At 28.0% G+C, this 23076-nt stretch carries 27 protein-coding genes; 4 read left to right on the forward strand and 23 right to left on the reverse strand.

What is annotated here, in order from left to right; all coding sequences use genetic code 11:
- Positions 1–9 precede the first annotated feature (9 nt).
- The 14 genes from TEGL_RS14390 to spoIIIAA all read right to left on the reverse strand — a co-directional run bounded on the left by TEGL_RS14390 (position 10) and on the right by spoIIIAA (position 9600).
- On the reverse strand, positions 10–897 hold the full coding sequence (locus TEGL_RS14390) for a polyprenyl synthetase family protein (protein ID WP_018589764.1): 888 nt from the start codon (positions 895–897) through the stop codon (positions 10–12).
- Positions 898–1113 carry an exodeoxyribonuclease VII small subunit gene (gene xseB / locus TEGL_RS14395; protein ID WP_018589765.1) on the reverse strand — a complete coding sequence of 72 codons (216 nt, stop codon included), beginning with the start codon at positions 1111–1113 and terminating at the stop codon, positions 898–900.
- Positions 1114–1115: 2 nt separating this feature from the next.
- Positions 1116–2321, reverse strand: coding sequence for an exodeoxyribonuclease VII large subunit (xseA, locus tag TEGL_RS14400; RefSeq protein ID WP_018589766.1), 1206 nt, complete (start codon positions 2319–2321; stop codon positions 1116–1118).
- Between the two features lie 10 nt (positions 2322–2331).
- Positions 2332–3297, reverse strand: coding sequence for a hypothetical protein (locus TEGL_RS14405; RefSeq protein WP_018589767.1), 966 nt, complete (start codon positions 3295–3297; stop codon positions 2332–2334).
- Positions 3278–3820 carry a transcription antitermination factor NusB gene (gene nusB, locus TEGL_RS14410; RefSeq protein WP_018589768.1) on the reverse strand — a complete coding sequence of 181 codons (543 nt, stop codon included), beginning with the start codon at positions 3818–3820 and terminating at the stop codon, positions 3278–3280. The genes TEGL_RS14405 and nusB overlap by 20 nt, the downstream gene beginning before the upstream one ends.
- Positions 3821–3901: 81 nt before the next feature.
- Entirely contained in the window at positions 3902–4321 is a 420-nt protein-coding gene (locus TEGL_RS14415) for an Asp23/Gls24 family envelope stress response protein (RefSeq protein WP_018589769.1), read from the reverse strand.
- 151 nt (positions 4322–4472) lie between these two features.
- On the reverse strand, positions 4473–5159 hold the full coding sequence (locus tag TEGL_RS14420) for a SpoIIIAH-like family protein (RefSeq protein ID WP_018589770.1): 687 nt from the start codon (positions 5157–5159) through the stop codon (positions 4473–4475).
- A gap of 19 nt (positions 5160–5178) precedes the next feature.
- Entirely contained in the window at positions 5179–5733 is a 555-nt protein-coding gene (locus TEGL_RS14425) for a hypothetical protein (protein ID WP_018589771.1), read from the reverse strand.
- Between the two features lie 16 nt (positions 5734–5749).
- Positions 5750–6307 carry a stage III sporulation protein AF gene (locus TEGL_RS14430; protein ID WP_026255022.1) on the reverse strand — a complete coding sequence of 186 codons (558 nt, stop codon included), beginning with the start codon at positions 6305–6307 and terminating at the stop codon, positions 5750–5752.
- Between the two features lie 18 nt (positions 6308–6325).
- The gene (spoIIIAE, locus tag TEGL_RS14435) at positions 6326–7504 is read right to left on the reverse strand and encodes a stage III sporulation protein AE (protein ID WP_018589773.1); all 1179 of its coding nucleotides are present in this window, start codon (positions 7502–7504) and stop codon (positions 6326–6328) included.
- A gap of 19 nt (positions 7505–7523) precedes the next feature.
- Entirely contained in the window at positions 7524–7898 is a 375-nt protein-coding gene (gene spoIIIAD / locus TEGL_RS14440; protein WP_103978953.1) for a stage III sporulation protein AD, read from the reverse strand.
- Between the two features lie 24 nt (positions 7899–7922).
- On the reverse strand, positions 7923–8120 hold the full coding sequence (spoIIIAC, locus tag TEGL_RS14445; RefSeq protein ID WP_018589775.1) for a stage III sporulation protein AC: 198 nt from the start codon (positions 8118–8120) through the stop codon (positions 7923–7925).
- Between the two features lie 9 nt (positions 8121–8129).
- Complete coding sequence (locus tag TEGL_RS14450; RefSeq protein WP_018589776.1) at positions 8130–8678, reverse strand: stage III sporulation protein AB; 549 nt, start codon at positions 8676–8678, stop codon at positions 8130–8132.
- On the reverse strand, positions 8641–9600 hold the full coding sequence (gene spoIIIAA / locus TEGL_RS14455; protein ID WP_018589777.1) for a stage III sporulation protein AA: 960 nt from the start codon (positions 9598–9600) through the stop codon (positions 8641–8643). The genes TEGL_RS14450 and spoIIIAA overlap by 38 nt, the downstream gene beginning before the upstream one ends.
- A gap of 150 nt (positions 9601–9750) precedes the next feature.
- Between spoIIIAA and TEGL_RS14460 the strand changes: the two genes are divergently transcribed.
- Entirely contained in the window at positions 9751–10563 is an 813-nt protein-coding gene (locus TEGL_RS14460; protein ID WP_018589778.1) for a hypothetical protein, read from the forward strand.
- 58 nt (positions 10564–10621) lie between these two features.
- Positions 10622–11362 (forward strand): peroxide stress protein YaaA, encoded by a 741-nt coding sequence (yaaA, locus tag TEGL_RS14465; RefSeq protein WP_018589779.1) that lies wholly within the window; start codon positions 10622–10624, stop codon positions 11360–11362.
- 49 nt (positions 11363–11411) lie between these two features.
- Here yaaA and plsX read toward each other — a convergent pair whose 3' ends face one another.
- The 4 genes from plsX to TEGL_RS14485 form a co-directional block, all read right to left on the reverse strand.
- Positions 11412–12431: a phosphate acyltransferase PlsX gene (gene plsX, locus TEGL_RS14470; protein ID WP_018589780.1), complete on the reverse strand. Its 1020-nt coding sequence runs from the start codon at positions 12429–12431 to the stop codon at positions 11412–11414.
- A gap of 153 nt (positions 12432–12584) precedes the next feature.
- A complete protein-coding gene (rpmF, locus tag TEGL_RS14475) occupies positions 12585–12761 on the reverse strand; it encodes a 50S ribosomal protein L32 (protein ID WP_018589781.1) in 177 nt (58 codons plus the stop codon).
- 13 nt (positions 12762–12774) lie between these two features.
- Entirely contained in the window at positions 12775–13302 is a 528-nt protein-coding gene (locus TEGL_RS14480; RefSeq protein ID WP_018589782.1) for a YceD family protein, read from the reverse strand.
- A 198-nt stretch (positions 13303–13500) separates the two neighbouring features.
- Complete coding sequence (locus TEGL_RS14485) at positions 13501–14697, reverse strand: acetate/propionate family kinase (RefSeq protein ID WP_018589783.1); 1197 nt, start codon at positions 14695–14697, stop codon at positions 13501–13503.
- A gap of 382 nt (positions 14698–15079) precedes the next feature.
- Between TEGL_RS14485 and TEGL_RS14490 the strand changes: the two genes are divergently transcribed.
- On the forward strand, positions 15080–16345 hold the full coding sequence (locus tag TEGL_RS14490; RefSeq protein WP_018589784.1) for a nucleotidyltransferase: 1266 nt from the start codon (positions 15080–15082) through the stop codon (positions 16343–16345).
- A 114-nt stretch (positions 16346–16459) separates the two neighbouring features.
- A complete protein-coding gene (gene ylbJ, locus TEGL_RS14495) occupies positions 16460–17641 on the forward strand; it encodes a sporulation integral membrane protein YlbJ (protein WP_018589785.1) in 1182 nt (393 codons plus the stop codon).
- Between the two features lie 44 nt (positions 17642–17685).
- Here the strand turns inward: ylbJ and TEGL_RS14500 are convergent, their stop codons facing one another.
- From TEGL_RS14500 to TEGL_RS14520, 5 genes are all read right to left on the reverse strand, one after another.
- Complete coding sequence (locus TEGL_RS14500) at positions 17686–18198, reverse strand: hypothetical protein (protein WP_018589786.1); 513 nt, start codon at positions 18196–18198, stop codon at positions 17686–17688.
- 18 nt (positions 18199–18216) lie between these two features.
- Complete coding sequence (gene coaD / locus TEGL_RS14505; RefSeq protein WP_018589787.1) at positions 18217–18705, reverse strand: pantetheine-phosphate adenylyltransferase; 489 nt, start codon at positions 18703–18705, stop codon at positions 18217–18219.
- A 1-nt stretch (position 18706) separates the two neighbouring features.
- Positions 18707–19261 (reverse strand): 16S rRNA (guanine(966)-N(2))-methyltransferase RsmD, encoded by a 555-nt coding sequence (rsmD, locus tag TEGL_RS14510; protein ID WP_018589788.1) that lies wholly within the window; start codon positions 19259–19261, stop codon positions 18707–18709.
- Positions 19262–19299: 38 nt separating this feature from the next.
- Positions 19300–21357 (reverse strand): ATP-dependent DNA helicase RecG, encoded by a 2058-nt coding sequence (gene recG, locus TEGL_RS14515; protein ID WP_018589789.1) that lies wholly within the window; start codon positions 21355–21357, stop codon positions 19300–19302.
- Between the two features lie 91 nt (positions 21358–21448).
- Positions 21449–23074 carry a DAK2 domain-containing protein gene (locus tag TEGL_RS14520; protein WP_018589790.1) on the reverse strand — a complete coding sequence of 542 codons (1626 nt, stop codon included), beginning with the start codon at positions 23072–23074 and terminating at the stop codon, positions 21449–21451.
- Positions 23075–23076: the final 2 nt, after the last annotated feature.

Here is a 23076-nt window from a genome sequence, read left to right on the forward strand (position 1 = left end):
GTGGCCTCCTTAACAATCCCTACTAATTATATAATCTCCTAGCTGATTTAAAAAATCTATTTCTGATGATAATCCATCTATACTAGATTTTCCATCTTCTATTAACTGTCTAGCTATTTGCCTTGATTTTTCAAGCCCTAGTAGTGAAGGATATGTTGATTTGTGGTTTTCTATATCACTTCCAATAGGCTTTCCTAATTTAACTTCATCTCCAGTTATATCTAATATGTCATCTACTATTTGAAAAGATAATCCAATATTTTTTCCATATTTAGTTACTTTTTCCAATTCCTCTTCACTCGCTCCACCAATTATGGCGCCAGCTCTCATACATCCTATAATCATAGCTGCAGTTTTATTTAAGTGAATAAAATCCAGTTTTTCTTTGTCTATGATTTTATTCTCACTTTCCACATCTACAACTTGTCCTCCTATCATACCATAAATTCCTGCATGTTTTGCAATTTCATTTATGGCTTTTAAATATTTATTTGAATCTTTTTTGTCTATAGATGAAGACAACATTATCTCAAATGCATAATTTAATAGAGCATCTCCAGCTAGAGTTGCCATTGCTTCTCCAAATACCTTATGATTTGTAGGCTTACCTCTTCTTAAGTCATCATTATCTAATGCTGGCAAATCATCATGAATCAAAGAATAAGTATGTATCATTTCTATAGCAACAGCAAAAGGAATAGCATCTTCTTCTTTGCCTCCAACTATTTTGCAACTTTCTAAAGTTAATATAGGTCTCAGTCTTTTGCCTCCAGCTTCTAAACTGTAGTTCATAGCCTGCATTATAGTTTGTTGATATCCTTCTTCTTTTGGCATGTATTCATTTAAAAGTGTTTCTATATAATTAATTTTTTCTTTTAAAACATCTTTAAATTCCATTTATTCTTCCCCCATATTAAAATCTTCTTCAACGCCCATTTTATTAAATTTACTTATTTTAAGTTCTGCATCTTCTAATAATTTATTACAATGTTTAAATAATTTTATTCCTTCTTCATATAAATTTAATGAATCATCTAAACTAGTATTTTTTGATTCTAATTTCATCAAAATATCTTCTAATTTTTCATAAGCTTCTTCGTAAGTAAGTTTCATGATTATACCTCTTTGTCATTAATTTTATTTACATTACACTCTAAACCACCATCTTTTAAAGTTATATTTATATTCTCATTTACATCTACTTCTTTTATAGAATTAATAACTTTATTATTTTTTTCAACAATAGAATATCCTCTACTTATTGTAGCAAGAGGACTTAAGTTATGTAATAGAGCTGCTTTTTTTGAAAGCTTTTCTTTAGAAGTCTCAAAGTTTTGTTCTAATCTAAAATTTATTTTATCATAAATTTGATCTAACTGTATAACTTTGTCCCTGATTACATAGTTTTTCATATAATTATTTATTTTTTCAAAGGTATTCACAAGCTTTTCATTATCTAATATTACTTGATTATTTAAAGACCTATTCATTCTATTTCTTATATTATCCAATTTATAGTAAATTTGTGACAAGTCTGGTGTAGCTATTTCTGCCGCTGCAGATGGCGTTGGTGCCCTCATATCAGATACAAAGTCACAAATTGTAAAATCTGTTTCATGGCCTACTGCAGATATTATAGGTATTTTTGATTTGAATACTTCTCTTGCTACTATTTCTTCATTAAAAGACCAAAGTTCTTCTAAAGAACCTCCTCCTCTGCCTACTATTATGGTATCCACATTTTCCATTTTATTAAAAAAAGTAATTCCTTCACAAATATCTTTAGCAGATTTTTCTCCTTGAACATTTACAGGATATAATTTTATATCCACCTTTGGAAATCTTCTTTTAGTAACGTTTATAATATCTCTTATGACAGCACCAGTAGGTGATGTTACTATACCTATAGCTTTTGGCATACTAGGTATTTCTTTTTTATATTTAGTATCAAACAATCCTTCTTTTTTTAGTTTTTCTTTTAATTTATTAAACTCAATATATAAATTACCTATCCCTTCAATTTCCACCTCATTTATATAAAGTTGATAGGCACCATCTCTCTCATATACAGAAATATATCCTGATGCAATTATTTTAACACCATTGTCTAAATTTAAACTTTTATCATAGTTATTTTTAAAAATAATACAATTTAATTTTGACTTTTCATCTTTTAGTGATAAATAAGCATTGCCACTACTATGAACCTTAAAATTAGAAATTTCACCTTTTACTCTAAGGTTATAAAGAATAGGGTCATTTATTAATATTCTTTTTATATATGAATTTGCTTCGCTTATGTCTAAAGCTCTAAGTTTCATACATCCACTCCTAATAATTCTTCATTTTATTTAATCCTATTATAGCACATCCTACACCATTATCTGTTGCATATTCTTTGTCCGTAAAGTAAGCTTTTATATTTTCTCTTTTTAATTTTTCACTTAATTCTTTTTTAATGTATTCGCTTGCAGACACTCCGCCTCCAAATAAAACTTCTTTTAGCTCATACTTTTCACATATGTGAGTTAAGGATTTATACATGGATCTAACCAATGTATCTAAAAGAATTTTACTAATATATTCTTCATTGTAATCATGAATTATTTTATTAATTTGATTTTCTATTCCCGATAAATTCATATACCCTTCTCTTACACTTGTTTTTAATCCATTTTTAATTTTTTCATTGCACTTTAAAGCATTCTCATCTATATATTTTCCACAAGGAAAATTATAATTCAGTCTAACACCTAATCGATCTACTAACTGACCAAAACTCACATCTAAACTTCCACCCACAATTTCTATCTTGTAGTTATTATCTTTTCTTTCTACTAAAAGTATTTCTGTAGTCCCTCCAGACATATGAACTGCTAAAAACTTGTCTTCACTTTCCAAGTTATTGCTAAATAGGCTTGCTTCTATATGATTTTCTTGATGAGTTGTTTCATAAAAAGGACAGTTATTAATGCTGCTTAGCAATTTTGCAAAATTATATCCCACAGAAAAAACAGGCATATAAGAACTATCAACTGGTCTTGGTTTAGTTGACGCACATACACCTACAATATTATAATTTTTTAATTTATTATTTATTATTTGTGATAATTCTCCCATATTATTTACATGTTGAAAAACCGCTTCACTTTGTCTAAGACCTTTATTATCTTTTTTTACTTTTAATATTATCTTTTCATTTAATACAATCTCTTTATTAAAAGTGATAGCTGCTATAGAAGTTGTATAGCAGCTAGTATCAAGTCCTAGTATGATATTATTGTTTTTGTGTGTCATTAACAACACTTCCTAATATTCCGTTTATAAATTTAGGAGATTTATCGTCACAGTATAATTTTGCTAAATCGATAGCTTCGTTTATTGAAACCCTAACAGGTACTTCTTTGCTCATGTATACAATTTCACAAATTGAAAGTTTTAATATTGCTAAATCAACTTTTGCTATTCTATTTAGAGACCAATTTAGGGCATGTCTTGTTATTAGCTCTTCTATATCATAGCAGTGTACACTTAACTCATTGCAAACTCTTTTCATATATCCCATATCTATTGCGTTATTCATATTTACACGCTCTAAATTAACACAATTTTCATTTGAGAATTGTAATAATAATTCTTCATATCTATTTATTATGTATTCTTCGTTATTATTTAAGAAATCTTCAAAATAATTATTTATGTCTTGTAAGTCACCTTCTAATATATCTATTTGATAAATTAATTTCATTAAATATTCTCTACTTGTTATTTTTCTAGCTTTTTCAATATAACTTATTTTGCTTACATTGTCGTTTTTCATTCTTAATGAACCTCCTTCAGTCTTATTATTTACCACTTGGGCAATAAAAAACCCTCTGATTTTCAGAGGGCTTTATTTAATTTATTTAGTAATTTGCTTAGATTCTTCTTTCTTAGCTTGTTTTGCTAATTTAGCTTCTTCTTTTTTAGCTTGCTTTGCTAATTCTTTTTCTTCTTTTTCTTTCTTGAAGCTAATTTCTTGAACTTGTATATTTACTTGAGAAACTTCTAATCCAGTCATTGTTTCAACTGTATTTTTAACATTTTCTTGTACTTTAAGCGATACATCTGGTATTGACATACCATATTCAATAGTTATAACCACATCTAAAGTAACTTTACCGTCTTCCATTTGGATTTTTACACCGTTGTTTTTAAGTAATTTATCTGTTAATGAAGTTATTGTCTCTACACCTTCTACTTCTAAAGCAGCTAATCCAGCTATTGTAACTATAACATCATTCGAAATTTTAACTTGCCCTAAATTATTGTTATTTTCCATGAGATTGTTACCCCCTGTATTAAGGTTTTTATAATTATATATTATCATAGCAAATTATGGTCAGTTTTGCAAGAAAATACCTCAGCATTTTCTGAGGTTTTAGTGATTATATATTATTATAACCTAAAAATAGTAATTTAAAATCAATTTATTATTTTTGGCTATAACTATTCATTAATTTAATTTTATCGTAAGATACTCCTGCTTGTTGTGCCACTAAGTCAAATATTCTTGCTGCCTCACTCTTAGATAAATCTTGTTTGTTTACTACTACATTTACATTGCTTTCACCTATGTATACTAAAGCATTTTCGAATCCCTTAGCGCTTAATAAGTTTTCTATTTTTAATTCAGTTTCTTGATATTTAACAAGTTGAAGCTTCATATTAGATGCTTCTTCTCTTGATTTATCTGTAGTAGAAGGATTATTTATTATTTCATTTAATTCTTCTGATAAATCATTTCTTTGTTTTTCTCTTGTCATTTTCATATCAAGAATATATGTAGACTTACTCATGTTTTCCTTTGAAGTTAATTGTTCTTCTATTTCTTTACTTGTCTCAACCGATTTTTCTTTAACTGCATCACTTTCATTATCCTTACTATCTACTACAGTTATTTCTGCTGTCTCCTTACTATTCTTTTCATCTTTATCATTATTTGCTGTTTTTGTTTTGTCCGTATTTTTATCTTGCTGAGCCTGTTCATAAGCCTCAAATTCTTTAGATACAGTAAGTGCTGATTGTTTACTTAACTGATAATTTATAACCCCAACAGCTATTAGCATTGTAGATAATGCTAATACAACAAAACCTCTATTCTTAAAATTAAATTTCATTTTTATCCTCCACCCCTTATTATTTAGCATATATCTCTACTTGATGACCTGATATTTGTAGAGATGTTTTAACTGCATCATATAGTAATTCTTTTACAGCTGTATCATTGGCCCCACTTGATACTACTATTACGCCTTTTATTTTAGCCTCAGATGTTTTTAATACGACTGGGTCATTTGAATTTGATGTAATCATCGTTTTATTTTCTGTTGAGCTAGTGGTTGTCCTCTCACCTCCAGAAGAATCTTGCTCTTTAGTGGTTTCTGTTGTCGTATTAGAATTATATGCTGGAACAATTTCTTGGCTAGATTGGAAAGTAATCATAACATCCACATCTCCAGCTCCATTAATTTTTCTTAATATTTGGGTCAATTTACCTTCTAAATCTTCCTTTTCAGCTTCAGCAGAAGACGTTTTCGTTTCTGGCTCCGTGCTAACATTTGATTCTTCTTTTTTTCCATCTGGCATTACTGATATGACTATGAGAGCTAATATACAAATTCCAGCCAAAAAAATTAATGGTTTCAATTTCTTCTTTTCCATATCATTGAATAATTCGTTAAATTTTTTCAACTTACTCCAACTCCTCTTAATCAATTTCTATATCCTCAATGGATACATCTAGTACCTTTATTAAGTCTTCTTTTAGTTTACTTTCTTTTAAGTTCAGCTCACTTTTACTTCTAAACACTTCTTCTTCTTGTGTGTCATTAGATTGTATGTCCTTACTATTGTCATTATTACTGTTTTTTTCTTTTATTTTTATAGTTTCAATGTCTGATCCATTGATTTTCAAATCTTCTAATTCATACCCGTACTCGTCTAATTTGAGTTGTAACACACTTTTAAGACCATCTTTATATCCTTTGCTTAAATTTTCATTATTTGTTTTTCCTGCTAAATCATTATAACTATCCACATACATTTTTGAGTAATCGCCCATTTTTTTTAATATTGTATCTTCCAACGACATGTTACTTGAAAAAAAACTTACTACAGGACTTATTATCATAAATACGAATATGAAGTTACATACCAAATTTATATATGGCTTTACTTTAGTGTTTGGTAAAATCATATCTACAATATTAATAATAAATGCCCCTACTATAATCGATATTATCCATTCCTTTATACTAGCAATAATATATCCCTCCCTTTTACTTTAAGTTGCTACTGCACTTATGGAAGTTAATATAGCTATGGTTACAAAAAACATTATTGTTACAGCAATAATTGTAGCTAAAATTATTATCATTAAATTTGATACTTCATTTAAGAAAGAAGATATGTTATCTTCTCCGATAGGTTCTACTACTATGGCACATAATTTATATACAAGTATTACTGATAATATTTTTATTATTGGTATTAAGCATAATCCTACTAAAATTACTAATCCCACTCCACCAAATACATTTTTTATAAGCTGAGATGATGATAACAATATATCAACAGAGTCAGATACAAAACCTCCAACTACTGGAATAAAATTTCCAACAGCAAATTTAGCTGTTTTTACTGTAAACTTATCAAAGGATGTAACATATAAACCTTGTATAGATACTAGTCCAAGATATAAAGTGAATACAGCTCCCAAAGTCACTACATTAATTTGTTTGATAAACGATGATAATTTATTTAATTTAATATTGTTTGTTACGTTATTTATTACTAATATGGCAAAAGCTAAAGATATGGCTACAAATATAAATTTTTTAAATACAATATTTATAGCTGCAATTCCTCCAATAAAAATTGGATTTAATGCTGTAGATGTGATTGGAAATCCTACTAAAACTAAAAGTGAGATCATTATTGGTATAATTACATTAACAAGTCCTATAATACTTTCTATAGTTGAATAACATAATGCCAATATGTCCTTGAAACTTACAAGAGTTAATGTTACTACAGTTATAAAAACTATGTAATTTGTTACTGTGCTTATACTTGATGATGAAAAAGAATTTTCTAGACTTTTTATTATGGATGATAATAAAGCTAAAACTAAAATACTAACTGCAATTTTGATACTAGTTTTTATTCCAGAAAAAATTGCTGCTTTAATTTTGTTTTTATCAAATAAATCTAATATATTTGCTTTTCCGCTTATCAAGTCTTTTATATATGTTTTTAAATTTATGTCTTTTATTACATTATCTTCTTTTACGTATCTTTCTATTTCATCTATGTTTATTTTACTTAACTGATTATCTATATATAGATCTATGTTATTTTTAGTATCCTCATATTCTTCATCACTTTTCTTATCCTGTGCAAATGACGCAGATGTTAAAGAGAATAAAATAATTAAAACAAGACCCAAAATTTTGTTTTTCATGATAAATCATTCTCCTACTTTAAATTAAACTTATTATGGTATCTACGATGGATAAAAGTATAGGGAATGACATTGTCATAATTATTATCTTCCCCCCAAACTCCAACTTAGTCGCAATGTTTTTTTCCCCACAATCGTTACAAAGAGAAACGGCAAATTCTATAATATAGCAAATACCAATTAACTTAATTATTAAACTTATGTACATAGCTGGAATATTCACCTTATCAGCTAAAGACTGTATTCCTTCAACTATAAAATTCAACTTCATAACAACAGATAATAAAATTATTACTCCTGCTGTTATGGCAACAAAATTTGCCATTTCTGGTCTATCTTTTCTTATAACTAAACAGAGTATGGTAGAAACCATTGCAATCCCAACTAATTGCATAACTTCCAAAGTATCTCCTCCTCTTTAATAAAGTTGAAACATTGTTCTAACTGTATTAAATAAATCACTAATTTCTGTTATTACTAATCCTAAAACAATTACCACACCTACAAGAGTTGTTAGCGTTGCCCAGTCCTTTCTATCAACTTTTTCTAAAATCATATTTAATACTGATATTAATATACCAATACCTGCAACTTTTAATATCAATGCTATTTCCATATTAACCTCCTAAATTAAAATTATTCCTATACAAATACCTATAAATGTTATTAGCTTTTTATAAAGTGAACCCTTTTTAAAAATTTCTTCTTTGCTATCGCTAGTAAATTTTTTCAAATTTTCGCAAGTTAAATCTATTAATCTTTGTTGTGATTCTATATCACTTTGTCCCAGAGTTAAAAATAATTTTTTTAACTCATCTATTTCTTTATGTTGTAGATTTGTCTCCTTCTTCAGTTTTATAATATTTTCATTTAACATCTCTTCTAAGGTTCTTCCATCTTCTTTGCGTAAATCCTCTTGCATATCTTTACAAAAATTACAAAGGCAATAATCTTGTTTTAATGATGCTCTATAAAAAACTTCTTCTAATGTGTACAACCCAAAAGCTAAATCCATTCTAATTATTTCCAATATCCTAATGACTTCATTTAATTCCTTATGTCTTTTAATAAATGCTTTATGTATAATATCACCTATTAGATAACTGGCTCCTATTAGAATTCCTATAAAAAATATTTTAATTTGCAAAGTACCATCTCTTTTCTTGTAAATCATATATTTTTTCTACAGTTCCTGGTCCCCTTTTTGCAGAAAGTAAGATAACCTTTTTAAATAATTCTTCATCTAATAAATTATTTAACTCTTTTCTATTTCTTATATCTTCAATGGAGTCACCATGCACTGTGGTTATAAGCCCAACACCTCCATTCAAGGCATTGTATAAAGCTTTTATATCTTTTTCCGTACCAATTTCATCTGTTATTATTACATTTGGTGACATTGATCTTAAAACCATCATTATACCCACATCTTTTGGACATGTTTCTATAATGTCTGTCCTAATTCCCACATCCATTTGAGGTATTCCCAAATAAGAGCCTGCTATTTCATTTCTTTCATCTATTAAAGCCACATTTACACCCTTGAAGTTGTATTTCTCAGTTCCATTACTTAAATTCCTTACTATATCTCTTAAAAGTGTGGTTTTACCACACTGAGGCGGTGATATTATTATGGTGTTATTTATTTTAGTAGGACTTTTTATAATATGATCCATGACTTTGTCAGAACAGCTTTTAACTTCCTTAGATATTCTTATATTCAAAGAAGATATATGTTTTATATTTTCAACTTTTCCATTTTCAACTATGGCTTTTCCAACTATACCTACTCTGTGCCCCCCTCTTAAAGTTACAAATCCTTTTTTTATATCATCCATAAATGAGTGAATAGAGTATTTGCATATAATTTGAAAGGTCTGATCCACATCTTCTTTAGTTACTATATAAGCCTTGTCCATATTTGGGTCTAATTTATTATACTTTTCATTATAAAAGTAGTCTTTCTGGTTCCCGTTAATTATCAAAGGTTTGTTGATTCTAAGTCTTATTTCTTCAATATCCTCTCCTTGAATTGTTTTAATTTTATTCCTTAAATTAAGAGATAATGAATTAATAATTTCATCAGATAGTTTCATCACCTTGTCCTCCTCTCTTGTTTATAATATTTATATTTATTAGATGTATTAAATATTACTTTTAGAACAACTTTTGTATTCTTGAATCTGTTGACATTCTTATAAGCTATGATAGTATTTAATAATAATCAATTAAATTAAGGAGGCAAAATGATTTATTTATCATTAAAATATAGTATTCTTATAACTTTATCAGTTACTGGAGTATTTCTTTCTTTTGGATATATTTATAGTCTTATTGAAAAAAGAAATAGTTCATATGTATACTCAGCTCTTGGTAGTAAAGGAATTTTATTTACTGGTGTAATAGGTACAGCTGTTCATGAAGTTGGTCATTTAATTATGTGTTTAATATTTCATCATAAAGTAAGTGATTTTCAATTATTTAATTTCAAAGGATACAAGCATGAAGAGACACTTGGATATGTTTCTCATAGATACAATGATAGAAGTTTATATGAAAAGGCTGGAAACTTTTTTATTGGTATAGGGCCTATGATATCTGGTACTTTATTTATAATCTGTTCTTTTAAATTATTACTACCTTCTGTTTATGAAAGTATTAATATTAATAGTTATTTTACTCACTTATCTTCAATAAATATTGAAAATACTATTTTTTTACTATTTTCTCTTAGTGAAAATTTATTAATTTCTATTTTCAGTATTAATAATTTGAATAGTATCAATTTTTATATTTTTATTTACTTAATGTTTTGTGTTTCATCACATATATCTTTAAGTAAAAAGGATTTTGAAAATAGTAGTATTGGTATACTGTCCTTATTTTTGATTTTCTTCACAATTTGTTTAATTAGTATTTTTTTAAACCTCAATTTAAGTTACTTATTTCTAATTTTTATGAATATGATAATATGTGTAATATTTTTCTTATCAATAGGGTTGGTATTTTCTCTTATTTCACTTTTTATATCTTATATTGTTTACAGTATAATGATATAATCGTGAATGAATTAAAACAAAACTCAAATTAAATTCAAATTAGTAGGAGGTAAAAAGTTTGATATCAATTATTTCACCTGCCAAAAATATGAGAAATATTAAAATTAATAATATAATTCCCAAAACTATAGGCACCAATAGATATTTTACAACGGAAACAAAGGAAATAGTCCAAGTATTAAAGTCATTAAGTCCATATGATATACAGTCTTTAATGAAAATCAATGAAAAAATAGCATTTCAGTCTTATGCTTATTTCCAGGACTTTAATTTCAAAGAGGAAGGTGTATGTGGCCTTTTAGCTTATGATGGTTTAGTTTTTAAAAATATAAAGGCAGAAGATTTTGAATTTGCTAATAATCATATAAAGATACTAGATGCATTTTATGGTATCGTAAATCCTCTGGATGAAATTTTACCCTATAGACTAGAAATGCAGTATCCCATAAAAATCCAAGATAGAAATCTTTATAAGTTTTGGGATAATAAATTATATAATAAATTATATAGTGAAGATAATGTGATTGTTAATTTAGCTTCTGAAGAATATGCAAAGACCGTAAGAAGATTTTTAAATGAAAATGATATATTTATCGATATAGATTTTAAAGTCCATAAGGACGGAAAATTAAAGACTCTTGCAACATTAGCTAAAATAGCTAGGGGACAAATGGTGAAATATATAGTTGAAAATAAAATAAATAATCCTGAAGACTTAAAAAACTTTAAATTTAATAATTATAAGTTTTCTCATAATTTATCAACTAGTAGAAAATTTGTTTTCATAAAAGAAGATTAGAATAAAAAAACTTCCAAATTAATTGGAAGTTTTTTGTTTTAATTTTTTATTAGTTTTCTTCTTTATTTTCATCTTCTTTTTGGGCTTGTAAGTATGATTTTATATCTTCTACCACATTACCATTCACAAAGTTTATAGCTTGCTTTATAGCATTTTTTATAGCCTTTGAGTCTGAACTTCCATGAGCTTTTATTACTCCACCTTTTACTCCTAAGAAAGGTGCACCACCATATTCAGAATAGTCCATAAATGCTTTTAGCTTTCTTAAATCTTCTTTTATTAATAATGCTCCAAGCTTGCCTTTTGTGCTACTCATTAAAGTTTCCTTCATAAGCTTCATCATTCCCATTGCCACGCCTTCACAAGTTTTTAACATTATATTACCTGTGAAACCATCACAAACTATTACATCTGCCTTAGATTCTATAACATCTCTACCTTCCACATTACCTATGAAATTTAAGTCCATATTTTTTAACTCTTCGTAAGCTGCTTTTACTAGTTCATTTCCTTTTCCTTCTTCAGATCCAATATTTGCAAGACCGATTCTTGGATTTTCCATATTTAACACTCTTTTAAGATAAATATTGGCCATCATAGCGAACTCACTTAAATTTCTAGCTTTACAGTCTGCATTAGCTCCACCATCTGCTATTATAGTCATACTTCCTTTTATATTTGGCATACAAGGACAAAGGCAAGGTCTGTCTATTCCTTTTATTCTTCCAACTACTAAAGTAGCTCCTGTAAGCAAAGCTCCTGTACTACCTGCTGACACTATAGCATCAGCTTTCTTTTCTTTTACTAAATTCAAACCTACAACCATAGATGAATCTTTTTTTCTTCTTATTGCTTGAACTGGTTTATCTTCATTTTCTATAACTTCCATAGTATGTACTATCTCTAATTTACTTCTATTAAATTCATATGATGCAAACTCTTTTTCAAGTATTTCTTTATCTCCTGTGATTACTATTTCTACATTATATTCTTTTATAGCGTCAACAACCCCACCTACTACAGCTTTAGGAGCATTATCTCCACCCATTCCATCTACTACTATTCTCATAATTACCTCCTCGTATATTTATGTATAAACTTATATATAACTACAAAATATTATTAGTATTTTACAGTAATTATTTTATTTTTTCAACTTCATTTATTTTTATATTTTAACAAAAAAACATGTAGATTAATCTACATGTTTTTAAAAATATCATTATTCAGATACTATTTCTTTACCTTTGTAATGTCCACAATCTGGACAAACTCTATGTGGTAATTTGGGTTCATGACATTGTGGACACTCTACGAATCCTGTTGCTGTCATTTTTGAGTTAGCCGCTCTTCTCATTTTAGTTTTTGATTTAGCTGTTTTACGCTTAGGTACTGCCATTTAAGCCACCTCCTTAGTCATTTTTAAATAAATCTTTTAATTTAGCAAAACGTGGATCTGTATCATCCTCGTCATTGGCAATTTGGCTACATGCACAAGTTTCCCTATTTAGGTTAGCTCCACAATCTTGACAAAGTCCTTCACAGTCTTCTTTACAAAGAGATTGTGTTGGTAAATTAAAAATTAATGTTTGTCCTATTATGTCAAGTAAATTTACTTCATCACCGTCAACAATAAAAGCATCATAATCTTCAAACTCATCTTCATCAAAATCTTCTTTCACTAAGAAACCTTCTATAGCATATTCTATTGGTACTTTAACTTCATCTAAACATCTAGCACAATTGTCTATCATTTGAAAACTAACATTAGCATCTAAATAATATCCTTTATTAGTTCTAGATATTTTACCTGTTAGGTTTAACGGTGAAGCTATTTTATATGTGTTCTCACAATAATTAATAGTATCAATTTTTTGTGAAAAATTCAAGTCTATTTTATCAGTTTCTTTTCTATCTAACTTATCTAGACTAATTATCATACTTTCACCTCGTTATATTACCAAATTTATTATACAAATCTAGTCAATGTTTGTCAAGTATTTTTACTTGATAGTTAAAAATAAGATTTTAATACTTTGTTTGTAAATATCTTCAAAATATGTTGGTAAAATTATTTTAAGGTAGGTCCAAGCCTACCTTAAAATTTATAATACCTTTATAAATAACATATTTTATAATTATTTAACTAGTGTTAAAGTATCTCTTGCTATCATTAATTCTTCGTTTGTAGGTACTAATAATATTTTAACTGCAGAATCTTCTGTAGATATTACTCTTTCTTTACCTCTAACTTTATTAGCTTCTTTATCTAACTTCATTCCTAAGAATTCCATGTTTGAAGCTATAGCTTCTCTTATTTCTATTCCGTTTTCACCAACACCAGCAGTGAATACCACAGCATCTACACCGTTCATTTCAGCAGCATAAGAACCTATATATTTTTTAACTTTTTGTACATATGCATCTAAAGCAACTTGAGCTTTTTCGTCACCTTTTTCTGCTGCACCTTCTATATCTCTAAAATCAGAAGAAATACCAGTCATTCCATATACTCCTGATTGTTTGTTCATCATTGCATCTAATTGATCAGCATTTAAGTTTTCTTTTCTCATTAAGAATGGTAATATAGCAGCATCTATATCTCCGCATCTAGTTCCCATTATTAAACCTTCTAATGGAGTGAATCCCATAGAAGTATCTACACATTTACCGCCATCAACAGCCGCTATAGAAGCTCCGTTTCCTAAGTGACAAGTTATTATTTTAAGATCTTTTATGTCTTTGCCTAACATTTCTGCAGCTTTTTGAGATACATATTTATGAGAAGTTCCGTGGAATCCATATCTTCTTACACCGTATTTAGTGTATAACTCATGTGGTAAACCATATAAGTAAGATTTCTTAGGCATTGTTTGATGGAAAGCAGTATCAAATACAGCTACCATTGGCACTCCTGGAAGTATAGCTTTACAAGCATCTATTCCCATTATGTTAGCTGGGTTATGAAGTGGAGCTAAATCTATACATTCTTTTAAAGCCGCTTCTACTTCATCAGTTATAACAACTGAAGTTGCAAATTTTTCACCAGCATGAACAACTCTGTGTCCTACTGCTTCTACTTCTTTAATATCTTTTACACCACCGTAAGTTGAGTCAACTACAGCATCTAAAACTAATTTTATAGCTTCTTCATGGTTTTTCATTGGTTGTTCAACTATGTATTTACCTTCAACACCATCTTTTTCTTGTTTAAGTATAGAACCTTCTATACCTATTCTTTCTACTAATCCTACACATAATACTGCTTCATTTTCCATATCTATTAATTGATATTTTAATGAAGAACTACCACAGTTTAATACTAATACTTTCATTATTAGCAATCCTCCTTAAAAATTTAAAAATTTTCCTTAAATTAATATTCAAAATGACTATTTAACTTTATATTGTCAATCATAATAAATATAACACCTTTTTAATTAAAAGTACATACTATTTATAAAAATATCCTTATGTAATATTTAAATATTACGACATATTCCTTTTAATTAATTATTTATTTGGTATAATAAATAATTAGTTAAATTTAACCTTCAAAATAAGATGTCTTACTTATTATTAATATAATAAAACATATTTATGTACCATAAAACACATTTATATTATTCTATTATTATTAAGTATTTCCTCTATTTTTGTCAACTTAAAAAATATAATATACTATTATGTAGTAAAATTTACCAAAAGGAGCATTGTATGAACTTATTAGGATTAATCGTTGAATACAACCCATTTCACAATGGTCATAAATACCATTTAGAAAAATCAAAAGAAAAAACAAATGCGACTCATACCATGGCCATAATGAGTGGGTCTTTCTTACAAAGAGGAGAACCTGCTTTATTTGATAAATATACAAGAGCTGAAATGGCCGTAAAAAGTGGTATAGATTTAGTAATAGAGCTTCCAACTCTATACGCTTGTCAAAGTGCAGAAATCTTTTCACATGGAGCTATAAGTATTTTAAACTCTCTTAATTGTGTTAATTCAGTTTGTTTCGGTAGTGAAGAAGGTAGCATTGAAATTTTAAATAGTATAGCAGGAATTTTAGTTCAAGAACCTAAAGAATTTAAATCAACTTTAAAAAAATATTTAGATGATGGTCACGTTTTCCCTGCAGCAAGAAGTAAAGCTTTATATGAATATATAAAAGCAAAAAACCTCTTACACTTAAACGAAAATGAACTTCAACAAATTTTGAACTCTTCTAATAATATTTTAGGTATTGAATATATTAAAAGCTTAATTAAATTAAATAGTAATATTAAGCCTTACACTATTACTAGAGTTGCTTCGGAGTATAATTCTAGTGATATAAGTAGCAACATTTGTTCAGCTACAGCTATTAGAAATGCCCTGAGAGATGTGAATAATTTAAAATACATTGAAGACGTTATCCCAAAAGCAACTTTTAATGAAATAAGCAACAAAATCGATAGTAATTTCACCCCTATATTTGATTACATGTTTTACAATATATTATCATCTATTATCATTAGAGATTATGAAAATTTGCATAATTACTTTGAAGTAAATGAAGGTATAGAAAATAAAATTTATTCAAATATATTTACATCTTCTAATTTAGAAGAATTAATAAATTCCACAAAATCAAAACGTTACACCATGACTAAAATAAAGAGAACTTTAAATAATATTTTATTAGGTATTACAAAAGAAGATATTATCGGTGTAAAAGACCTAAACTCAATTCCTTACATTAGAGTTTTAGCCTTTAATAGCAAAGGTCGTGAAATCATAAAAAAAATTAAAAATTCTAGTGATGTTGAAATTGTCACTAAGTTTTCAAAAATAAGTCATATCGACGACCCCATATTTAAAACTCTTATTAAATATGACTTAAAATCTAGTAATATATATAATCTTATCTATTATCAAAATAATAAACACTTATTAAAAGGACCAATGGATTATTATCTATCACCTAAATATTTGCCATAATTAAAAAGAAAAGGGCTCTATCAATATCCCTTTTCTTTTTTAATCACTGAATTTTTCATATTTCACTTTTTAAATTAATATAATACCTTAAAGTCTTTATTTATAGGTGATTTTATGAACATATCTAAATTAACAAAATATTTTTTACCAAAAATCATAGTTTTATTATTAATTATTGGGATTATAATTTTTCCCAACGATTCCATTGAAGCCGCAAAAAATGGAATACATATATGGGTTAATATATTGATGCCCTCTTTACTACCTTTCATAATCGGTGCTAATTTAATAGTTTCATTGAAGGTTGTTGATATTATAGGCGCTATAATAAACCCCATAACACAACTCATTTTTAATGTATCAGGCAAAAGTGCATTAGTTTTTGCTATTTCTGCTGTATCAGGTTATCCTGTTGGAGCTAGACTAGCATCTGATTTAAGGCTAAATCAAGATATTTCTCAATGCGAAGGACAAAGATTAGTATCTTTTTGTTCAACATCGGGACCTTTATTTATAATTGGTGCAGTTGCTGTTGGAATGTTAAATGACGCATCCTTAGGATACATTATGCTCATTTGCCATTATTTAGGATCCATAACCGTAGGTTTACTTTTCAGAAGATACGGAAAAGAAAAAAGAGAAAGATCAAATAAAACCATAATAAATAACATAAAACATATAATTAATACTCCTGAAAAATATGGTTTTTTCATTTCTTTTGGTAATGCCGTTGTAAGTGGTGTAAATACTTTATTAGCTGTTGGTGGTTTTGTAATAATTTTTTCTGTTGTTTTTAAAATATTAACTTTATTCAATATAATCGACGGCATATCTACCATACTTTGTTTTTTATTTTCTTTTTTAGGTATAACAAAAGAAGTTTGTTCTGCTTTTATTAGTGGATTATTCGAAATAACCATAGGTTGTAATAATGTTACTAATATTACATACGTTTCTGAAGCAATTAAAGCAAGCTTATGCAGTTTCATTATAGGTTTTAGCGGTTTGTCTATATTGGCCCAGTGTTGTAGCTTTATAGCTAAAACAGACATTAAAACCAACATTTACATATTTAATAAATTTTTGCACGGTACATTTGCAGCGTTGTACACTTTTTTACTTTACCCTGTAAGTAAAAATTATTTACCTGTTTCAAATTTTTCATCAATTTATAACTCTGTTTATAATAACAACATTCTAAATCATTATTTTTATAACTTTAAAATATTTCTAATTATAACTGTAATTATTTATATAATATTTAATCTATATTTTTTATACATAACAAAGGATTAATTTATAAAATAAGGAAAGCTCCCAATTCACTGGGAGCTTATTTTCTATTCTTCTCGTAATTCTCTTTTATTTCTTTTTACAATTTCTAACGTTTCAAATAAATTTTGTTCAACAGAACTTATCACATCTTCTGCATACTCAATAGAACCTTCTCTAATTTCAAGAGCATATGACTCTGCTCTACTTATAATTTCTGAAGCTCTTTCTTTTGCTCTTTCTACTACTTCATTAGATTCTACAATATCATCAAATTGTTGTTTAAGATTTTCTTCGAACTGCTCACCTTCTCTAGCCTTAATTTGTGCTTCCTGATTAGCTTGTTCTATAATTTGTTCTGCTTCTGCTTTTGCTTCTGTTATTATTCTTTGTCTTTCTCTATTTATCCATATTGCTTGATTTACTTCCTCTGGCATTAATGCTTTAATATCATTAATAATAGCAAGTATTTCTTCTTTATCTATACTAATTGATTTCCTTGCTAAACCTTTAAGTGGCGCATTCTCTATTAATTCCTCTAGTTCTTGAAATAAATCCATAATTTCTAAATCTATTTTCATACTAATCCCCCTAAATTACTATTTCGTCTTGTTTTCTATCGCCTTAATAACTTCCATAGGCACTAAATTCTTAACATCGGCTCCAAAGTTTAAAACTTCTTTAATTAATGACGAACTTACAAAAGAGTACTGTTTGTTAGTTGGCAAAAATATGGTTTCTATATCAGGATTTAATTCTTTGTTCATATGAGCCATTTGTAGCTCATAGTTTACATCGTCTTCACTTCTTACCCCTCTAACCAAAGTATCTATCCCATTTTCTTTGCAATAATTAACTAATAAACCTTGAAATTCAATAACTTTAATATTATTTAATCCTTTTGTACAAATCTTAATTAACTCTACTCTTTCTTCTAATGTGAAAAGCCCCTTTTTATTAGGATTTATAAGCACTCCTATTTGTAATTCATCAAATAATTTGGCAGCTCTAAAAATTATATCTAAATGCCCATTGGTAATTGGATCAAAGCTACCAGCAAATATTGCTTTACGCATTGGTTTGTCCATGTTATTCCTCCACTTTATAGAATGTTAATGTTGTATTTCCATACTTTTTGTCTCTACTTTTGTATAACCTTCCAATATTATCTGGAAACTTATCTTTAGTGTCATGTTCTACCACAATAATTCCGTCTTTCTTTAAAAGGTTATTATTATCTATACTACCTAATGCATCACTAAACATATTCTTATAATATGGAGGATCCATAAATATAACATCAAATTTTTCATTTTTTAAAGCTAGAGAATTTATAGCACCTTTAAAATCTAAATTTAACACAATGCTTTCATTCTCAACTCTTGCCTTCTTTATATTAGTCTTTACAATATTTATACTTTCCTTACTATTATCTATAAAAATACATTTATTCGCTCCTCTTGATAAACACTCAATTCCTAAAGAACCTGTCCCAGCAAATAAATCTAATATATTACTATCCATTATATATGGATTTATTATATTAAACAAAGATTCTTTAACCCTATCTGTTGTAGGCCTTACATCATCATTTTTAGGAGCAATCAATTTTAGTCCTCTTGCTTTTCCTGAAATAACTCTCAAAATTATGTCTCCTTTCTTTATTTTACCATAAATTTCAATTAATTTAATGAGATTTCTTCACGTTCACTAAATTTATACAATATTTCTTCTTTTAATCTTTTATTATCTTCTTTTTGTAATTTTGCATCTTGACCAATTATGTATCTAGCTTCTAATTGAGCCTGTTTTAATATTTTTATATGTTTAAAAATATTTGCAATTTTTAACTCTGGAAGACCGTGTTGTCTTGTTCCAAAAAATTCTCCTGATCCTCTTATTTCTAAGTCTTTTTGAGATATTTTAAATCCATCTGTAGTTTCTTCCATTATATCCATTCTTTCTCTACACACTTCAGTCTTTGAGTTATAAATTAGTATACAATATGATTTATGTTTTCCTCTTCCCACACGTCCTCTAAGCTGATGAAGTTGAGCTAAACCAAATCTTTCTGCATTTTCGATTATCATCAATGTAGCATTAGGTACATTAACTCCAACTTCAATAACTGTAGTAGATACTAATATATCTAACTTTTTATTTTTAAAGTCATCCATTATACCATCTTTGTCACTAGGTCTCATCTTTCCATGAAGTAGACCTACTCTTAAATCCGAAAAGAATTCTCTTTTTAGCTCTTCTACAAGTTCAACTGCTGCTGTAGCTTCTATTTTTTCACTTTCGTCTACCAGAGGACAAACTACATAAACTTGTCTTCCTTTTTCAACTTCACTTCTTACTAAATTTTCATAAGCTTCATTTCTTCTTTTATATTCTATAGCAATAGTTTCCACAGGTTGCCTTCCTGGTGGCAACTCATCTATTATAGAGATATCTAAATCTCCATATAAAATTAAAGCTAATGTTCTAGGTATTGGTGTTGCCGTCATAACAAGGATATCTGGACTGTTCCCTTTGTTTGATAATCGTCCCCTTTGTCTAACTCCAAATCTATGTTGTTCATCTGTTATAACTATTCCTAAGTTTTTGAATTCCACCTTATCTTCAATAAGAGCATGAGTTCCAATAAGAATATCTATTTCTTGATTTTTTACTTTTTCTAATACTTTTTCTTTTTGTTTTTTTGTAAGACTTCCCACAAGCAACTCAGACTTAATATTAAAGGATCCTAGTGTTTCTTTGAATGATTCATAGTGTTGTGACGCCAAAATCTCTGTAGGAGCCATTAAAGCCCCCTGGTAACCATTTAAAACTGCACTTGTTAATGCAAGTAATGCTACTACTGTTTTCCCGCTTCCAACATCGCCTTGAACCAATCTATTCATTACTTTAGAATCAGTCATATCTTCTGTAATTTCATTTAACGCTCGTCCCTGAGCCTTAGTTAGTTTAAACGGAAGAGATTTTATTATATCATTTAATTTTTCTTTTTCTTCAAATTCTATTCCACTAGCTTCATTTATACCACTTTTAAAATAAAATAGTCCTAACTGTAAAATTAGAAATTCTTCAAAAACTAATCTATATAATGCAACTTTTAAAGTTTCTTTGTTAGTTGGAGAATGTATATTCCTAACAGCAAAATCAATACCACACAATTTGTATTTTTCTAATATATATTGTGGTAGATATTCTTTTACCTTAAATTCTTCCTTTACAAGAACTGATTTAATCATTCCTTGCAACTCTTTATTTGTTAAACCATAAGTCAAAGGATATACTGGCTCAATTTTACAATTAGATATTGACTTATTAGTGTAATGTTCAACCTCAATAGGCATAAACTCTTTAAAATTATTTTCTATCTTAACTTTTCCAAAAACTAAAATACTATCTCCACTCTTAAATACCTTTGTAATGTATTCTTGATTAAAAAATGACATTTTTATATATCCACTATCATCCCTTAAATCCATTCTTGTTATTTTCATGCCTTTTCTTGGGCTATAAGTATCTATTTTAGTTATAATGCCTTTAATAGATACCTTATCTTCATTTTCCAATTGCTTAATTTTTTTTATAACACTTCTATCTTCATATTGCCTTGGAAAATAATATACTAAATCTTTTAAAGTAAAGATATTAAGTTTATGAAGTTTTTCAGCTCTCTTAGGCCCTATTCCTTTTACAAATTGTATTTCCTTATTTAAGTTATTCATAATTATCACCTACAAATATTATTACCATGCGAATAAAAAATCCTGTATAATATACTAATTTATAGTACGATTATACAGGACTAGTTAATCATTATTCAACTGAAATTAAGTAATAATAAAGAGGTTGTCCTCCATAGTGTAATTCCACATCTATATCTTCAAATTTTTCTTCTAATAAATCTCTTAATGCTCCTGCTTCTTCTTCAGAAGTATCTTCACCATAGAATAAAGTTATTATAGCACTATCTTCATCAACTAATTTTTCTATAAGTTCAGTCGTTATTTCATCTACCTTATCTCCTGCAGATAATAATTTCCCTTCAGCAATACCTATTATATTTCCTTCTTTTACTTCCACGTCATTTATCACTGTGTCTCTTACAGCATAAGTTACTTGGCCAGATTTTACTGAAGATAAAGCTTCCATCATATTGGCTTCATTGTCACTTACATCAACATCTGCATCAAATGTTACTAAAGTAGCAAAAGCTTGTGCGACATTTTTAGTCGGTATAACTATTATGTTTTTATCACTTAATTCTTTAGCTTGATTAGCCGCCATTATAATATTACTGTTATTTGGTAATATTATAATATTTTTAGCATGTAAATTTTCTATCGCTTTCATAAAATCTTCTGTACTCGGGTTCATAGTTTGACCACCTTCTATTATGTGATCAACACCAAAATCTTTAAATATTTGTGCTAAACCTTCACCCATAGAAGTAGCTATAAATCCGTACTCTTTTTCTTCAACAGGTATATCTTTAGTTTGAGCCGTTTCATTTAATACCTTATTTTCATGTTGGAGCTTCATATTTTCTATTTTTATTGTTAATAGTTGTCCGTATTTTAATGCTTCTTGTATAGCAAGTCCTGGATCATTTGTGTGAACATGTACTTTTATTACACCTTCATCTCCAACTACAGCTAAACTATCTCCAAATTTCATATACATTTCTCTCACTGCTAAATCATCTATTTTATCACTTTCTAAAATAAATTCTGTACAGTATTGGAACTTAATATCTTCACTAGATATATTTTGTTCTACATTAACCTCTACATTGCTAGAAGTTCCGCCTTCTACGGACTCTATGTTACTTCCCTTTAACGAAGATAACATTCCTTCATATATAAGAACTAATCCTTTACCACCTGAGTCTACAACCCCAGCTTCTTTTAATGCCTTTAGTAATTCTGGTGTCTTATTTAGTGATTCATTAGCTTTTTTTGCTACTAATTCAAGAAATTCTATCATATCCATATTTGGCTTAGCTACTTTTACTGCATACTCTCCACTTTCTCTAACTACAGTAAGAATAGTTCCTTCTATTGGCTTTATTACAGCTTTATAAGCAGTATCAGATCCATTTTTAAGAGCATTAGCTAAATCTACAACATTTAAATTTTCTTTGCCTTCTATTGATTTTGCTATTCCTCTTATTATTTGTGATAGTATAACTCCTGAGTTTCCTCTAGCACCCATTAAAGAACCTTTAGAAAGAGCTTTACCTATATCTGTTATATCATCATTTTCAACTTTAGATAATTCTTTAATTGCATATGATATAGTTAAAGACATATTTGTTCCTGTATCACCATCTGGAACTGGAAATACATTTAATTTATCAACTAAATCTTTATGGTTTTGAAGATTATTTGCACCTGAAACAAACATATCTCTAAATCTTTTTCCGTCTATATATTGAATCATAT

The organism is Terrisporobacter glycolicus ATCC 14880 = DSM 1288 (assembly GCF_036812735.1).
Classification (GTDB): Bacteria; Bacillota; Clostridia; order Peptostreptococcales; family Peptostreptococcaceae; genus Terrisporobacter; species Terrisporobacter glycolicus.

What these genes read in the sequence shown, in the direction of transcription:
- TEGL_RS14390 (WP_018589764.1), bottom strand. Translation starts at nt 897, where the DNA reads ATGGAATTTAAAGATGTTTTAAAAGAAAAAATTAATTATATAGAAACA.
- xseB (WP_018589765.1), bottom strand. Translation starts at nt 1,113, where the DNA reads ATGAAACTTACTTACGAAGAAGCTTATGAAAAATTAGAAGATATTTTG.
- xseA (WP_018589766.1), bottom strand. Translation starts at nt 2,321, where the DNA reads ATGAAACTTAGAGCTTTAGACATAAGCGAAGCAAATTCATATATAAAA.
- TEGL_RS14405 (WP_018589767.1), bottom strand. Translation starts at nt 3,297, where the DNA reads ATGACACACAAAAACAATAATATCATACTAGGACTTGATACTAGCTGC.
- nusB (WP_018589768.1), bottom strand. Translation starts at nt 3,820, where the DNA reads ATGAAAAACGACAATGTAAGCAAAATAAGTTATATTGAAAAAGCTAGA.
- TEGL_RS14415 (WP_018589769.1), bottom strand. Translation starts at nt 4,321, where the DNA reads ATGGAAAATAACAATAATTTAGGGCAAGTTAAAATTTCGAATGATGTT.
- TEGL_RS14420 (WP_018589770.1), bottom strand. Translation starts at nt 5,159, where the DNA reads ATGAAATTTAATTTTAAGAATAGAGGTTTTGTTGTATTAGCATTATCT.
- spoIIIAE (WP_018589773.1), bottom strand. Translation starts at nt 7,504, where the DNA reads ATGAAAAACAAAATTTTGGGTCTTGTTTTAATTATTTTATTCTCTTTA.
- spoIIIAD (WP_103978953.1), bottom strand. Translation starts at nt 7,898, where the DNA reads ATGCAATTAGTTGGGATTGCAATGGTTTCTACCATACTCTGTTTAGTT.
- spoIIIAC (WP_018589775.1), bottom strand. Translation starts at nt 8,120, where the DNA reads ATGGAAATAGCATTGATATTAAAAGTTGCAGGTATTGGTATATTAATA.
- TEGL_RS14450 (WP_018589776.1), bottom strand. Translation starts at nt 8,678, where the DNA reads ATGATTTACAAGAAAAGAGATGGTACTTTGCAAATTAAAATATTTTTT.
- spoIIIAA (WP_018589777.1), bottom strand. Translation starts at nt 9,600, where the DNA reads ATGAAACTATCTGATGAAATTATTAATTCATTATCTCTTAATTTAAGG.
- TEGL_RS14460 (WP_018589778.1), top strand. Translation starts at nt 9,751, where the DNA reads ATGATTTATTTATCATTAAAATATAGTATTCTTATAACTTTATCAGTT.
- plsX (WP_018589780.1), bottom strand. Translation starts at nt 12,431, where the DNA reads ATGAGAATAGTAGTAGATGGAATGGGTGGAGATAATGCTCCTAAAGCT.
- rpmF (WP_018589781.1), bottom strand. Translation starts at nt 12,761, where the DNA reads ATGGCAGTACCTAAGCGTAAAACAGCTAAATCAAAAACTAAAATGAGA.
- TEGL_RS14480 (WP_018589782.1), bottom strand. Translation starts at nt 13,302, where the DNA reads ATGATAATTAGTCTAGATAAGTTAGATAGAAAAGAAACTGATAAAATA.
- TEGL_RS14485 (WP_018589783.1), bottom strand. Translation starts at nt 14,697, where the DNA reads ATGAAAGTATTAGTATTAAACTGTGGTAGTTCTTCATTAAAATATCAA.
- TEGL_RS14490 (WP_018589784.1), top strand. Translation starts at nt 15,080, where the DNA reads ATGAACTTATTAGGATTAATCGTTGAATACAACCCATTTCACAATGGT.
- ylbJ (WP_018589785.1), top strand. Translation starts at nt 16,460, where the DNA reads ATGAACATATCTAAATTAACAAAATATTTTTTACCAAAAATCATAGTT.
- TEGL_RS14500 (WP_018589786.1), bottom strand. Translation starts at nt 18,198, where the DNA reads ATGAAAATAGATTTAGAAATTATGGATTTATTTCAAGAACTAGAGGAA.
- coaD (WP_018589787.1), bottom strand. Translation starts at nt 18,705, where the DNA reads ATGGACAAACCAATGCGTAAAGCAATATTTGCTGGTAGCTTTGATCCA.
- recG (WP_018589789.1), bottom strand. Translation starts at nt 21,357, where the DNA reads ATGAATAACTTAAATAAGGAAATACAATTTGTAAAAGGAATAGGGCCT.
- TEGL_RS14520 (WP_018589790.1), bottom strand. Translation starts at nt 23,074, where the DNA reads ATGATTCAATATATAGACGGAAAAAGATTTAGAGATATGTTTGTTTCA.